This is a genomic window from Bradyrhizobium sp. USDA 4503, from assembly GCF_054055815.1.
Map to the genome: position 1 here is coordinate 7,144,653 of NZ_JBSRXS010000001.1, position 14,198 is coordinate 7,158,850.

11 protein-coding genes and 1 pseudogene are annotated in these 14,198 nt (G+C 63.0%); 3 read left to right on the forward strand and 9 right to left on the reverse strand.

Annotation, left to right across the window (positions count from 1 at the left end):
- Positions 1 to 181: 181 nt before the first annotated feature.
- The 5 genes and pseudogenes from ACVMIH_RS34055 to ileS form a co-directional block, all read right to left on the reverse strand.
- On the reverse strand, positions 182 to 1,546 hold the full coding sequence (locus ACVMIH_RS34055) for a M16 family metallopeptidase (RefSeq protein ID WP_168856563.1): 1,365 nt from the start codon (positions 1,544 to 1,546) through the stop codon (positions 182 to 184).
- Positions 1,543 to 2,934 (reverse strand): M16 family metallopeptidase, encoded by a 1,392-nt coding sequence (locus tag ACVMIH_RS34060; protein WP_194295318.1) that lies wholly within the window; start codon positions 2,932 to 2,934, stop codon positions 1,543 to 1,545. Before ACVMIH_RS34060 ends, ACVMIH_RS34055 begins: the two co-directional genes overlap by 4 nt.
- Positions 2,935 to 3,085: 151 nt before the next feature.
- Positions 3,086 to 3,817 carry a hypothetical protein gene (locus ACVMIH_RS34065; RefSeq protein ID WP_456864772.1) on the reverse strand — a complete coding sequence of 244 codons (732 nt, stop codon included), beginning with the start codon at positions 3,815 to 3,817 and terminating at the stop codon, positions 3,086 to 3,088.
- A 101-nt stretch (positions 3,818 to 3,918) separates the two neighbouring features.
- The gene (lspA, locus tag ACVMIH_RS34070) at positions 3,919 to 4,440 is read right to left on the reverse strand and encodes a signal peptidase II (protein WP_092089066.1); all 522 of its coding nucleotides are present in this window, start codon (positions 4,438 to 4,440) and stop codon (positions 3,919 to 3,921) included.
- A pseudogene (ileS, locus tag ACVMIH_RS34075) lies at positions 4,413 to 7,428 on the reverse strand (isoleucine--tRNA ligase). Before ileS ends, lspA begins: the two are co-directional and overlap by 28 nt.
- 802 nt (positions 7,429 to 8,230) lie before the next feature.
- Here ileS and ACVMIH_RS34080 point away from each other — a divergent pair.
- Positions 8,231 to 8,776 (forward strand): hypothetical protein, encoded by a 546-nt coding sequence (locus ACVMIH_RS34080; RefSeq protein WP_456853152.1) that lies wholly within the window; start codon positions 8,231 to 8,233, stop codon positions 8,774 to 8,776.
- Entirely contained in the window at positions 8,777 to 9,886 is a 1,110-nt protein-coding gene (locus ACVMIH_RS34085; protein ID WP_456853150.1) for a helix-turn-helix domain-containing protein, read from the forward strand. It begins immediately after the preceding gene.
- A gap of 254 nt (positions 9,887 to 10,140) precedes the next feature.
- Here the strand turns inward: ACVMIH_RS34085 and ACVMIH_RS34090 are convergent, their stop codons facing one another.
- The 3 genes from ACVMIH_RS34090 to ACVMIH_RS34100 form a co-directional block, all read right to left on the reverse strand.
- A complete protein-coding gene (locus ACVMIH_RS34090) occupies positions 10,141 to 10,623 on the reverse strand; it encodes a hypothetical protein (protein WP_456853148.1) in 483 nt (160 codons plus the stop codon).
- 133 nt (positions 10,624 to 10,756) lie between these two features.
- Positions 10,757 to 11,308 (reverse strand): sugar O-acetyltransferase, encoded by a 552-nt coding sequence (locus ACVMIH_RS34095; RefSeq protein ID WP_456853146.1) that lies wholly within the window; start codon positions 11,306 to 11,308, stop codon positions 10,757 to 10,759.
- A complete protein-coding gene (locus ACVMIH_RS34100; RefSeq protein WP_229190504.1) occupies positions 11,305 to 12,276 on the reverse strand; it encodes a bifunctional riboflavin kinase/FAD synthetase in 972 nt (323 codons plus the stop codon). The genes ACVMIH_RS34095 and ACVMIH_RS34100 overlap by 4 nt, the downstream gene beginning before the upstream one ends.
- Positions 12,277 to 12,489: 213 nt before the next feature.
- Here ACVMIH_RS34100 and ACVMIH_RS34105 point away from each other — a divergent pair, with 213 nt between their 5' ends.
- Positions 12,490 to 12,885, forward strand: a complete 396-nt coding sequence (locus ACVMIH_RS34105; RefSeq protein ID WP_016844467.1) for a response regulator — start codon at positions 12,490 to 12,492, stop codon at positions 12,883 to 12,885.
- 445 nt (positions 12,886 to 13,330) lie between these two features.
- On the opposite strand, the gene ACVMIH_RS34110 is transcribed toward ACVMIH_RS34105, so the two are convergent.
- Positions 13,331 to 14,185, reverse strand: coding sequence for a TIGR01459 family HAD-type hydrolase (locus ACVMIH_RS34110; RefSeq protein ID WP_057016628.1), 855 nt, complete (start codon positions 14,183 to 14,185; stop codon positions 13,331 to 13,333).
- Between the last annotated feature and the right edge of the window lie 13 nt (positions 14,186 to 14,198).

The window sequence follows — 14,198 nt, forward strand, 5'->3', positions numbered from 1 at the left end:
GTGGAGGGAAGAATCGGCAGGCCGCAGGATAGCGGGTTTGGATCTGCTTGGGTGGTGTTGATGCAGTGGTTGTTACGTCGGCGTCCGAGTGCGCGGCTCCCCCTTCTCCCCCTTGCGGGGGTCCGAGGCGAGCGAAGCTCGCTCTCGGGGTTGGAGAGGGAAGGTGGCCCGCCGAAACGCGTCAGTTCGCCTTCGGCGGCGCCGACACCGGCTGCGCCGCGGCTTGCGGGGCGCGGCCGACGATTGCGGTGAGTAGGCCGTTGCCCCAGAGCTTTTTGGCGACCCGCTTGGCATCGTCGAGCGTCACCGCGTCGACGATGGCGTTGCGCTTCTCGATGTAATCGATCGGCAGCTTGTCGAGCTGGTATTGCAGCATCGCCTGCGCGAGCTTGGAGGAGGTGTCGAGCGCCAGCATCTGCGAGCCCTTCAGGTAGGACTTCGCCTCGTCGAGCTCCTTCTGCGTCGGACCTTCCTCGGCGATGCGGCGCACTTCCGCTTCGATCGCATCGACGGTCTCGCCGGCGCGATCGGCGCGGGTGCCGGTGTTGCCGATGAACAGCGAGGAGTGATCCATCCAGACCAGCGCTTCATAGATCGAGTAGGCCAGCCCGCGCTTCTCGCGCACTTCCTTGTAGAGCCGCGACGACAATCCGCCGCCGCCGAGAATGTGGTTCACCACATAGGCCGCCATGAAGTCCGGGTCATGCCTGGCAATGCCGGGGCCGCCGAAGGTGACGACGGTCTGCGGCACGTCGAGCGGGACGAAGGCGCGCTGCGGCGGCCTGGTCGCCACGACGTCGGGGACGGGCGTCAATTCGGCTTTCGCCGGCAGGCCACCAAAGGTCTTGTCCAGCAGCTTGCCGAGCGTATCGGGATCGACGTCGCCGACCACGGCAACGCGCAGCGTATCCTTGGCGATGATGCGGCGGGTATAGTCCTTGAGATCCGGGATCTGGATGGTCGGCACGCTGTCGAGCGTGCCGGTGGCCGTCCTGGCATAGGGATGATCGCCGAATGCGAGCTCGAGGAACTTGCGGCCGGCGAGCGAGGACGGATTGGTCGATTCGCGGCGCAGATTGGCGATCACCTGGGCGCGGATCCGTTCGACGTCCTTCGGCTCGAAGTGCGGCGAGGTCAGCGCCATCCGCAACAGGTCGTAGGCTTCGTCCTTGTTGTCCTTGAGCATGCGCAGCGAGCCGCGGAACTGATCGCGGTTCGACTGGAAACTGAGCTCGATGGCGCGGCGCTCGAGCCGCTCGTGATAGGTCTTGGAATCGAGATCGCCGGAACCCTCGTCGAGCAGGTCGGCGACCAGATTGCCGACGCCGGGCTTGCCGGGCGGATCCTGGCTGGCGCCGCCGCTGAAGGAATATTCCATTGCGATCAACGGCACGGTCGCGTCCTGCACGAACCACGCCTCGATGCCGCCCGGCGACACCAGCCGCTGGATCTTGGCCGCGGCCTGCGAGGGCGCCGACGTCAGCGTCAACAGCGCGGCGCAGGCGCCGCCGATCAGCGCCGCACGACGGGTGAGGGAATAGATCACGAGCGCTTCTCCTCGCGTTTCGGCGCAGTATCCTTGATCAGATAGCCGGTCACCGACCGCTTCTTGTCGAGCCAGCTGGCGGCAGCAGTGCGCACCTGCTCGGCAGTGACGGCGCGAATGCGATCCGGCCAGCTGCGGATATCCTCGATGCTGAGCCCGGTGGTCAGCGCGCCGCCATACCAGCGTGCCAGTGTCGCCTGGTTATCCTGGGCGTAGATCGCCTCCGCGATGAGCTGGGTCTTGACCCGTTCGAGATCCTCGGCGCGCGCCGGGTTCTGCGCGAGGTCGGCGATCACCTTGTCGATCGCGTCCTCGATCTGCGCGAACTCGACGCCGGGTTTCGGCGTCACCGAGATCGAGAATTGCGACGGATCGAGCGAGGTGCCCTGGTAGCCGGCGCCGGCCGAGATCGCGAGGCCCTTGTCGATCACCAGCGAGCGATAGAGATAGGAATTGGCGCCGCCGCCCATCAACTGCGCGAGCACATCGAGCGCCTGGCTCTCGCCCGCTGCCGCCGTCGTCGCCGACGGCACCAGGTAATAGCGGCGCAGGCTCGGCTGCTCGACGCGCGGATCCGACAGCGTCACGGTGCGCGGCGCGGCCGGTGTCGGCTCCTGCGGCCTGACCCGCTTCTCGGGGATCGCATGCTGCGCCGGGATCGGGCCGAAGTTCTTCTCGACCAGCGGGCGGATATCCTTGACGTCGACGTCGCCGGCGATGACCAGGATGGCGTTGTTCGGCGCGTAGAAGCGCCGGTAGAAGGCGAGCGCATCCTCGCGGTCGAGCTTCTCGATCTCCTGATGCCAGCCGATCACCGGCCGGCCATAGGGATGGTTGAGATAAAGCGCGGCCATGATCTGCTCGGTCAGCCTTGCATCCGGGTTGTTGGCAACCCGCATGTTGAACTCCTCCAGCACGACATCGCGCTCCGGCAGCACGTTCTCGTCCTTGAGGATCAGGCCGGTCATGCGGTCGGCCTCGAACTCCATCATGGTGGGCAGCTGCTCGCGCGGCACGCGCTGGAAGTAGCCGGTGTAGTCGACCGAGGTGAAGGCGTTCTCATTGCCGCCGACGCGCAGCACGGTCTGCGAGAACTCGCCCGCCGGATGCTTGGCGGTGCCCTTGAACATCAGATGCTCGAGGAAATGCGCGAGGCCCGATTTGCCGGGCGTCTCGTCGGCCGAGCCGACCTTGTACCAGATCATCTGCGTGACCACGGGCGTGCGGTGGTCGGGGATCACCACGACCTGCAGGCCGTTGTCGAGCGTGAAACTGGCGGGGCGTTCCGAGGTGACGGTGGTCTGGGCGCGGAGGCTGGCACCCGGCAGCGGGATGGTGGAAACGAATGCGGCAGCGAACAGGGCGATCGATCGGCGAGAGCGCATCATGGTCCTTATGAAAGCCCGGACACCGGCCGGGGCGCGAAAGCAAGCCATCGTACACGGTCGTTCCCGTGCCGATGGTCACGAAGCGGAGAGACACCCGCCTCCCCGCATTAAGCTTTGCTCATGTCAGCCTTCGCCCGCGGAGGCCAGGCGATCACTGCACCGGTTTTCCGCTCATGACGTCGTACTGGCCTTCTTTCGCCATCGGCGCCTGCGGGCCGGTGCCGTAGGCATAGCCTGCGGACGGCGTCTGGTAGCCCGGTGGCGGCTCGGTCAGGGAGTCGCGCGTCGGCTCACCCTTGAACGGTTTGGACTCGCTGCTGTTTCCCTTGAACATGCCGAGCAGGCCGCCGGTGTAACCGAGCTGGCTCGGCATCAGCGACGGATTGGTGCTCACGCCCGGCTCCAGCGGCTCCTTGCGGCCGTCGGTGGCCGTCTGCTGCTTGCGGCCCGCCTCGATCTCGGCCGGCGTCAACGCTACCGCTGACTGCCAGGGCTCCTTCTTGACTTCCTTCTTGCGCGCCGCGATCGCAGCCTTGCGCGCCGCGATATCAGGGTCCTTCGGCCAGTTCGGCGCGTTGACCTGGGCGGTGGACGCCGGCGGGGGCAAATCCAGCTTCGGCGGCACCACCAGCGGCGAGCGCTCGCGGTAGTCGATGCCCTTGCTGGCCGCACTCTTGGCGCCGAGCCCGGTCATCAGATTGTCGACGATCCGCTCTTCGAAGGTCAGGCCGTCGTCGCCGTCATCTTCATCGTCGCCGGCGCGCACCGGGCCGGCCGTCATGACAAGGCCGATCCCGGCTGCGACGAACGCCAGGCGCAGGCCGCGCATCAGCGACAGCCGGGACGTCTCGATCAGGTAACCGCGGGCTTTGGTGTTGCGCATTGCGCCATTCCCATCTCAAAATTCGCCAAAGCGATCACTGGCTTAGGCACAGTTTCGCTTGATACAGGTGTGGGCCGCTGACCGGCTCGTATCGGCCGGGATCAGGGCGCTTTTACGGCGGGGGTCCCCACCACGGAATCATACAATAGGGCTGCCACGCCAGCAACGATGGCTACGTCGGCGAGGTTGAAGATGTACCAATTAAAGGTTTTTCCCCCGATCTCGGCATGAAGCAGGGCAAAATCGACCACCGCGCCATAGGCGAAGCGGTCGATGCCGTTCCCGATAGCACCGCCGATGATCAGGCCGAGCGACACCGTCGCGAGCCAGGTCCGCGACCGCGCCATCCAGATCGCCAGCGCGATCACGGCCGCGGCCTTGATCACCATCAGCAGGATCTGGGCCGCCGGGGTCTCGCTCTGGAACCAGCCGAAACTGATCCCTGGATTCCAGGCGAGCACCAGGTCGAAGAACGGCGTCACCCGCACCGGGGCGTGATGCACGATGTCGAGGACGTGGAGCAGCCAGAGCTTGGAGGCCTGGTCGGCGATCAGGGTGATCACCGCCGCAAGCACACCGGCGCGCACGGGCGAGCTCAAGCCGTGACCTCCAGCGCCTTCCATTCGCGCAGCGCTTGCGCGTCGCGCGGCGAGACGTCGGGATATTCGCCGTCCTCGCCCACCGTCGGCAGGATCTTCCACGAACGGGCGCATTTGGTGCCGACCGCCTTCTCGACCACGACCGCAACGCCAGGCACGGCGTCGAGGCGGAAGGCGTTCGCCGGCGCCTCGCCCTCGCGCACCTCGTAGTTCGAGGTGATGCAGACTTCGGCGAGATCGATGTCGAACAACGTGGCCAGCATCTGTCTGTCAGCGACGTAGATCACCGGCGATGCCTCGAGCGAGGAGCCGATTCGCTTGGCGGCCCGTTCGAGCTCGAGCGCGCCGGTGACGACGCGGCGGATGTCGCGGATCGTCTCCCACTTCGCGGCAAGCGCGTCGTCGCGGAATTGTTCGAGACCTTCGGGGAACAACGTGAGATGCACCGAAGGCTCGGCGTTCGGCCGATACATCCGCCAGGCTTCGTCGGTGGTGAAGCTCAGGATCGGCGCCAGCCATTTCAGGATCGCGTCGCAGAGCAGATCGATCGTGGTCAGCGCCGCCTTGCGCGCCACCGAGGACGGCGGATCGCAATACAGCGTGTCCTTGCGGATGTCGAAGTAGAACGCCGACAGCTCGGAGTTCATGAAGGCCGCGAGGCTTGCGACCACGGTCTTGTAGTCGAAGTCGGCATAGGCCTTGCGGATGGTCTCGGTGTGGCCGGCGAGCTCGTGCAGCATCAGCCGCTCGAGTTCGGGCATCTCGGCAAAGGCGACCTTCTCGCTCGGCTTGAAATGATGCAGCGTGCCGAGCATCCAGCGGATCGAGTTGCGCAGCTTGCGGTAGGTCTCGATGGTGTTCTTGAGGATCTCCGGGCCGATGCGCTGGTCGTCGGCATAGTCGGTCGCGCAGACCCCACAGGCGCAGGATGTCCGCGCCGGAATCCTTGATCACCTTCTGCGGCTCGACGGTGTTGCCGAGCGACTTCGACATCTTGCGGCCGTTCTCGTCGAGCGTGAAGCCGTGGGTCAGCACGATGTCATAAGGCGCGCGGCCGCGCGTGCCGGCGCTTTCCAGCAGCGACGAGTGGAACCAGCCGCGATGCTGGTCGCTGCCTTCGAGATACATCACGGTGTCGTTGCCGCCATCGACCTTGCGGACGATGTTGCCGAGCTGCGGGAAGTTCTGGCGGTCTTCCAGCACGAAGGCGTGCGTGGAGCCGGAATCGAACCAGACGTCGCAGATGTCGTCGACCTTCTTCCAGTTCTCGGACGCGCGGCTGCCAAGGAAGCGCTCGCGGGCGCCGTCCATGTACCAGGCGTCGGCGCCTTCCTCCATGAACGCCTCGGTGATGCGCTGGTTGACGACCTCGTCCTGCAGGATCTCGGCCGAGCCGTCGCTGTTCTCCCTCACGAACACGGCGATCGGCACGCCCCAGGCGCGCTGCCGCGAGATCACCCAGTCGGGACGGTTGGCGATCATGCCGTTGATGCGGTTCTCGCCGGCCGGCGGCACCCATTGCGTGACCGAGATCGCGTGCAGCGCGCGGGCGCGCAGCGTGTCGCCCTTCCTGGCGTGGCCGTTCTCGGCGATGTCCTTGTCCATCGCGATGAACCATTGCGGCGTGTTGCGGAAGATCACCGGCTTCTTGGAGCGCCAGGAGTGCGGATACTGGTGCTTGAGGCGGCCGCGCGCGAGCAGCCTGCCGGCCTCGATCAGCGCCTTGATCACGGCCTCGTTGGCATCGCCCTTCTCGCCCTTGTCGTTGAGCACGCGTTTGCCGGTGAAGCCCGGAGCCTGCGCGGTGTAGGCGCCGTTCTCGTCGACCGTATACGGGATCGCCGTCGGGATGCCGCGCGCATCGAGCTCGCGGGTGTTGGCCGTCCAGACGTCGAAGTCCTCGCGGCCGTGGCTCGGCGCGGTGTGCACGAAGCCGGTGCCGGTGTCGTCGGTGACATGCTCGCCGGCCAGCAGCGGCACGATGAATTCGTAGCCGCCACCGAAGCCGCGCAGCGGATGGGCGCATTCCACGGCGTCCAGCGTGTCGCCGGGAATATCGCGGACCTTCTCATAGGACGTGACGCGGGCCTGCTTGAACACCTCGGCGGCAAGCGCGTCGGCCAGGATCAGGAGATCGCCGGTCTTGGCCCAATTGTCCGCCGGCGCATCCGTCACCTTGTAGAGGCCATAGGCGATCTTCGGCGAAAACGAGATGGCGCGGTTGCCGGGCAGCGTCCACGGCGTGGTGGTCCAGATCACGACCGAGGCATTGGCCAGCGCGCCATGCGCCGGCGAGGTGACCGGGAATTTCACCCACACCATGTCGGAGGTGTAGTCCTCGTATTCGACCTCGGCTTCGGCAAGCGCGGTCTTCTCGACCACGCTCCACATCACCGGCTTCGAGCCGCGATAGAGCGTGCCGTTGGCCGCGAACTTCATCAGCTCGCGGGCGATCTGCGCCTCCGCCGGATAGCTCATCGTCTGGTAGGGATGATCCCAGTCGCCGATGATGCCGAGCCGCTTGAACTCCTCGCGCTGCACGTTGATCCAGTGCGTCGCATAGGCACGGCATTCCTTGCGGAACGCGACCATCGCCGCCGAGTCGCGGAAGTCGGGCTTCTGCTTGCCCTTGGAGCGGTAGTTCTCCTCCTCGATCTTCCATTCGATCGGCAGGCCGTGGCAGTCCCAGCCCGGCACGTAGTTGGAGTCGAAGCCGAGCATCTGCTGGCTCTTGGTCACGACGTCCTTGAGGATCTTGTTCAGCGCGTGCCCGATATGGATGTTGCCGTTGGCGTAGGGCGGGCCGTCATGCAGCACGAATTTGGCGCGGCCCTCGGCTTCCCGGCGGAGCTTGGTGTAGAGGCCGATATCGTTCCAGTATTTCAGGATTTCCGGCTCGCGCTGGGGCAGGCCGGCGCGCATCGGGAATTCCGTCTGCGGCAGGTAAAGGGTCTTGGAATAGTCCCTAACGTCAGTCTTTTGGGCGTCGGTCTTTTGCGGCTTGTCGGACATGAAAGCTCTGATTTGGCAGGTGCGGGCGCGGATACGCGATCAATCGCGGGTGAAACGGCGAAGTCCCGGTCTTGCGCCGAGCCTTCAGGCTCAGGCGGAAGCCGGGCCGCTAATCCGTATGATGCGCCGCGAAAACATGGGGTTTCCATAGCAGCCGGACGGGGAAATCGCAAAGCCCCGGGTGCTTGGGGTCAGTTTGATTGTGGCGAGGCTCCCCGCTGGTATGTTGAGTGTCGGCATCGCATATTAGGGCATGCAGACTGGTGAAACCTGTGAGATCAAGGCGTTCGGGAAGTGGGAGGTAATCGACCTTTCCCAAGCTCTGAAAATGCCCCGGGATCGGGTCTTGCGCTGCCGTGAATGCCAAGGCCGTGTCCGTGCGCATGCAGCAGGAAGTGACGGCCAGGTTGCTCATTTTGAGCATTATGAGGCCAATCCGGGCTGCTACCTCGGTCACAACTTCGATGGCATCAAACGGAAACACCGGAAGCCTGAGGAATGACCCCCAAGCGCCCCAGAGACCCAACCAGCTCGTCAAGCGGATTATTGATATCGCTACCGGCGAGACGCGCGAACGTGACCCACGCCGGAGGAAGAGGGGAGAAACCCTGCTGCGGTGGAATTGGGCCGGAAGGGCGGGAAGGCGCTGCCGGAGCATGACTGCTAAGCGATGGAAAGAATTAGCAAAAAAGCGGCAGTTGGGCGTCGGACCGCGAAGAATAATTTTAGGAATAATTTTCTTCATTATTGTCGTGATCTGGCCTAAGCTGCCTCTAGAGAATCAACTCCGCTGGAGACAAGCGTGGAAACTGATATCGACGTCGTTATGGGTCGCATGGACCCATACCTCGACCGGATTGATGCGATCCTTCGTCACGGCCATCAGGTATACGAATCCTATCCGCCAGCAGTCGTCTTAGATCATGACGCCAGCACGCAGGCTCACTGTACCTTCAGGCATACTCTGGCTGAAGCGCATCGAGTGCTCGACGATCTGCCTAGCATTCGCCACATGGAAATTCGGGGCCAGAATCTGTGGCTGATCGAGCCCGCAAATGCAGTGATCAGGTTTAAGAAAACGGATGAAGATGGGATTTCGTCGAACTATCCAACACCTCAGGCAGTCGCCTTCGATGATGGCGATGAGTTGCCGGGATTGCCACAGAAGCCGACGCGCTTGACCGCCGGATATCTGTTGGACGCGACGGGGACGTCGTTTATGCGTTCGCAAATATCTCTGCCGACAAATAAGGGAGCGATGTGGTGCGCTGCGATTGTGCCTCTCGATCTGAGAGAGATGAGCGAGCAGGCATGGTATGAGGTCACCAGGCAGCGCCGCGCGTTTTAAATGATGCTGCAAGTTGAGCGTTTCAATCGCCACATGATGGCGCTCGCGAGAGAATCGCGGGGTATCACACAGTCTGAACTGTCCGCGCTGATGGACATCAGCCAAGGCACCGTTTCGAAGATTGAAGCTGGAGTAAACGAAGCGACTCCAGCTTTTGTCGAGGCTCTGTCGCGCACACTCCAGTACGAATCGGCGTTCTTCTTTGAACCGGGCCGTCCTTACGGGATGCCTCCATTTCATTATCGTAAACGGAAGAAGCTCGGCAAAAGGCCCCTTGAGCGCATGATAGGGGAAATGAACATCAGGCGTATTCACGTCTCGATCTTGCTGCGCTCGTTTGAGAGGAAGTCCAACTTATTCATTCCTGAAATCGACAGGGATGAATACCTGTCCGGATCACGCAAGCAATTCTCCGTTGAAGATGCCGCGCGCCATGTCCGTGAACTATGGATGCTGCCGGACGGCCCAATCGACAACGTCATCGGACTCATTGAGGAGCGAGGTGGCGTCGTGCTGCCTTGTAACTTCGAAAGCGACCTGATCGATGCGGTGAGTCAGCGCATAGATGGGCTTCCGGTCCTGTTCTTTGTCAATATGAACGCTCCGGCAGACCGGATTCGGCTGACCCTGTGCCACGAGTTGGGGCACATGATTTTGCACACGTCGTCACTGCTTGATGATGAGATTATGGAAGACGAGGCTGACCGCTTTGCTGGCGCTTTCTTGCTGCCCGCCAAGGAGATCAGACCGCAGCTTCAGAAATTCGATTTGCGGCAGATCGCGAACCTCAAGCGGCATTGGAAGGTTTCAATGGCGGCTATTGCGATGCGTGCTGACAGTCTGAAACTGATCAGCCCCTATCAAAAGAAGATGTTCTTCATTCAAATGGGGCAGCTTGGCTATCGCAAGGCTGAGCCTCATGAGCCTCCGAAGGAGTATCCCCGGGCGATCAATCGCATGATCGACTATCACATCAGCGTTCTGAAGTACTCGCCCGAACAACTGGCGAAAACGCTGTTCATCAGCGTCGATGAGTTTGCGCGGATGTACATGCCGCGCCAAGCGCCGGAGCCGGGAAAGGGGCGTCCGCAACTTCGCGTGATAAAGTAATGCCTGATGCTAAAAAGCCCGGCTGATTGGCCGGGCTTCACGCATGCTCATGCTCGCGCTGTTTTTTCTCAGCACGTCGCTTTTTGTCTTGCCTCAACTTGCGCAAGAGAGCGTCAGCCAGCTCTTGGTCCATTTTGTAGGTCTTACCGTGAGCCAGTTTGCTGCGGTAACTCGCTAGCGAGTCTGACCTTTTGGCGAGGGCCATTATCCTCTCCAGGATTCTCCCAATAACGTGCATCGCGGTACCGATCTTGTCAATCAGTCGCCCCGCAGAACCAATAGGTATGGCCGTCCTCATCGGTTCCCTCTCGATATAGGTAGTATCCGCAGCCTAAAACAGCCCTGGTTAGGAAATGGTGTTTCTCCATGGCCGCATCAGGCAATTCGGGATATGCGCAAGATCTGTAAACAAATCCGGGCCGGAATCTTTCCAAAATTGCTGCATAGCAGCGCGCGACCAGAGGAAGGATTTCCCGTCTGATGTGATCCGGCAAATACTGGCGAACGATATGGGCGTGCTGAGTGCTGAAAACCTCGCCATTTGAGGCTATTAGCTGCACTTCGAAGCCGAGTTCCATGAATTGGAAGCCGCCGCCGTAGCCGTGCGTACCCCGGCATATAATCGACGAGAGCGGCTCGCCGTCGTCGTCTTCGGCTAGGCCAACGACAACCAAGCAGTTGTATTGGTCGCCACCAACGACGATCTCCGCTTCTTGAGGATCGATTAAATGAATCACGCAGCCCCCCGGCGAGCGTGATCCTATCGGTCAGTACTCGCAAAAGGCGAGTCACGTTAACCAAGCCCTTTCTTTCAGGGGCGGTTTTCAAACTGACCCACTACGGGGTGCCTGCCATCCGGGCCGCGGGCGGCTAGCCCGGCCGCCGCCGGGCCGGATTTCCCGCCACGATCGCGCCGGGGGCGACGTTCCGTGTGACCACGCTGCCGGCCCCGACCAGGGCGCCGTCGCCGATCGTGATGCCGGGCAGAATGATGGCACCCCCGCCGATCCAGACGTCGCTGCCGATCCGGATCGGGCGGCCGAATTCCAGCCCGGCGCGGCGGGTTTCGGCATCGCGCGGGTGGTCGGCGGTATAGATCTGCACCGCGGGTCCGATCTGGGTCCGATCGCCGATCGCGACCTCGACGACGTCGAGGATGACGCAATTGAAGTTGAGGAACACGCCGTCGCCGAGGCTGATATTGCTGCCGTAATCGCAGAAGAACGGCGGGCGTATCACGGCATCCCTGCCGACCTTGCGGAAGCGCTCGCCGAGCAGCGCGTGCAACTCGGCCGCGGACGATGCGCCCGACGCATTGTAGCGTGCCATCCATTGTTCCGCCGCTGTATGCTCGGCGGCGAGCTCTGCATCCGGGCGATACAGCTCGCCCGCCAGCATTTTTTGCTTTTCAGTCCGGTTCAACCAATCACTCCGAGCTGCGGGAACGCGTCGGGCGCCGCGGCCAGCACCGCGCGCGCCTTGGCGCTGTCGTCATCCATCTGGCGTATCAACGCCTCGATGGTGTCGAATTTCAGCTCTTCGCGAATGAAACCGATGAATGCGACATCAAGGACCGCGTCGTACAGATCGCCCTTGAAGTCGAACAGGAACACCTCGAGCAGCGGCGCGCCGTTGTCGAAGGTCGGCCGGCGCCCGAAGCTTGCGACACCGTCGAACCGTTGCGAGCCCTTGCCGACCCGCACCGCGTAGATGCCGTGCTTCAAGCCGCAATGCTTGTCGAGGCGGATATTGGCGGTGGGGTAACCGAGATCTCGGCCGCGCTTCTCGCCGTGGACCACCTTGCCGGTGACGAACCACGGTCCGCCCAGCATCGTGGTCGCATCCGCGATCTCGCCTTCGGCGAGCGCCATGCGGATCGCGCTGGAGGAGACCGGGCGCTCCTCGATGTCGACATGGGCCTGCACATCGACCTCGATGCCGAGCCGCGGCGCTTCGCTGACCAGCAGGCTCGGCGAGCCGACCCGGCCCTTGCCGAAATGGAAGTCGTAGCCGACCGCGATCCCGCTGATGCCGAGCCGGCCGATCAGGTCATGGTGAATGAAATCCTGTGCCGTGGTACCGGCGCGCGCCTTGTCGAACGTCATGACGACGGCGCCCGCGAGGCCGGTGGCCGCGAGCAGCCGCAGCTTGTTGGTCTCGTCCGTGAGACGGAATTGCGGAGTGTTCGGGCTGAAGAAGCTGCGCGGATGCGGCTCGAAGGTCACGGCGAGCGCGGGCACGCCGCGCGCTCTGCCCATCGCAAGCGCCGCGCCGATCACGGCGCGGTGACCGAGATGGACGCCATCGAAATTCCCCATCGCGACCACGGCGCCTTTCGGAATGGCGCTTGTGGGGGTGTTGTCGCGGATAACGGTAAAGCCGGTGCTCATGAGCGGTATTCTTCAAGCATTCTTAAGCATGATTGGTGCGGGCCGGACCGTGACGCGGCGGCGGCGTGGAAGTCAAGGCTAACGAAAATCGCGTCAAATCCGTAACAATCCGGATTCAGCCGGTTAACGCGCTGTTTAACGGCTGCTGTTAGTCGTTGGCGGAAAGCTGCGTTCGTGCAGAAGCCAAGTTGCGTTTGTGTTTTGGGGGGAAAGATGGCGGTTGATTTGTCCATGCCGGTTCTGGTGGTTGATGATTACAGCACCATGATCCGCATCATCCGGAATCTTCTCAAGCAGCTTGGATTTGAAAATATCGACGATGCCTCCGACGGCTCCGCAGCGCTGAACAAGATGCGCGGCAAGAAGTATGGCCTGGTGATTTCCGACTGGAACATGGAGCCGATGACCGGCTACGACCTGCTCAAGGAAGTCCGCGCCGATCCCAATCTCGCGACCACGCCCTTCATCATGATCACGGCGGAATCCAAGACCGAGAACGTGATCGCGGCCAAGAAGGCCGGCGTGAACAACTACATCGTCAAGCCGTTCAATGCGGCCACGCTGAAGACCAAGATCGAGGCGGTGTTCCCGGACATGGCGACGGCATAACCGCCCGACATCGATCGCATCGGCTGAAATTCACGCATGCCCGGGCAGAAGCGCGTCTTCGCGCTAGATGTCCCGGGCATTTGCATTTGATCACGCTTCCCTTTACCCGCCCCGCTTGTGCAACACGAGGGGGAGGGCGGCTGCACGATTTCGGAATATTAGAAGAGTATCGCTGAGTTGCCCGACGTGTCAAGGCGACTGGTCGAACCCCGCGCGCCACGCGCTACTTTGCATGGGGTTGTTTTCGATATTTTGGCGGCGCGCCCCTTCACCTCGCCCCGCTTGCGGGGAGAGGTCGGATTGCATCGAGAGATGCAATCCGGGTGAGGGGGTGTCTCTCGGCATCCGGCGCCTGGGGAGGCAGCCGCTCACCCAACCCTCCAAGAGCTAGCTTCGCTCGTCTCGACCCGGTGAAGAACGGGGCGAGGGACAGCGTCGCTTGCCGCTACCACTTCAGCTCGCGCATCAGCGCGCGGGGCGGATGGCCGAACAATTCCTTGATCGAGGCCGCATCGAGCTGCTCGATGCCCTCGAACTGCTCGGAATGGATGCCACGCGTGACGAACAGGAGATCGATGCCGAAGCCAAGGGCGCCGGTGAGATCGGTGCGCACGGAATCGCCGATCGCGAGCACCCGGCTGAGCTCGGTCGGACGCCCGCGGCGCTCGGCGGCCAGCGCCATGGCGCGCTCATAGATCGGCCGGTGCGGCTTGCCGTAGAAGATCACCTCGCCGCCGAGCTCGCGATAGAGTTCGGCGACCGCCCCGGCGCAATAGATCAGCCGGTCGCCGCGCTCGACCACGATATCGGGATTGGCGCAGACCAGCGTGAGCTTGCGCTCGAGCGCCTTCAGCAGCGTGTCGCGATAGTCTTCGGCCGACTCGGTCTCGTCGTCGAACAGGCCGGTGCAGATGATGTAGTCGGCCTGCTCCAGCGGTACCAGCGTGGCGTCGAGGCCGCGGTGGATCGAGCTGTCGCGCTCCGGGCCGATCCAGAAGATCTTCTGGCCGGGATGATCGGCGACGAAGTGGCGCGTCAGGTCGCCCGAGGAGACGATCGCATCATAGGTCTCGTCGGCGACGCCGAGCTTGCGCAGCTGGCGCTGCACGGAATCGGCCGGCCGCGGCGCGTTGGTGATCAGGATGACCGTGCCGCCCTGCTGGCGGAAGGTGTGCAGTGCCTCGCAGGCCTCGGGAAAGGACTCGAGCCCGTTGTGCACGACGCCCCAGATGTCCGACAGCACCACATCGACGCCGCCGACGAGGTCGCGCAGCTGCTCCACGAAACGCAGTGAGGTCATGATGCAAATTGCC

Coding starts and splice junctions, on each gene's coding strand:
- ACVMIH_RS34100 (WP_229190504.1), bottom strand. CDS start 12,276: ATGAGCACCGGCTTTACCGTTATCCGCGACAACACCCCCACAAGCGCC.
- ACVMIH_RS34060 (WP_194295318.1), bottom strand. CDS start 2,934: ATGATGCGCTCTCGCCGATCGATCGCCCTGTTCGCTGCCGCATTCGTT.
- lspA (WP_092089066.1), bottom strand. CDS start 4,440: ATGGAAGGCGCTGGAGGTCACGGCTTGAGCTCGCCCGTGCGCGCCGGT.
- ACVMIH_RS34065 (WP_456864772.1), bottom strand. CDS start 3,817: ATGCGCAACACCAAAGCCCGCGGTTACCTGATCGAGACGTCCCGGCTG.
- ACVMIH_RS34110 (WP_057016628.1), bottom strand. CDS start 14,185: ATGACCTCACTGCGTTTCGTGGAGCAGCTGCGCGACCTCGTCGGCGGC.
- ACVMIH_RS34105 (WP_016844467.1), top strand. CDS start 12,490: ATGGCGGTTGATTTGTCCATGCCGGTTCTGGTGGTTGATGATTACAGC.
- ACVMIH_RS34085 (WP_456853150.1), top strand. CDS start 8,777: ATGATGCTGCAAGTTGAGCGTTTCAATCGCCACATGATGGCGCTCGCG.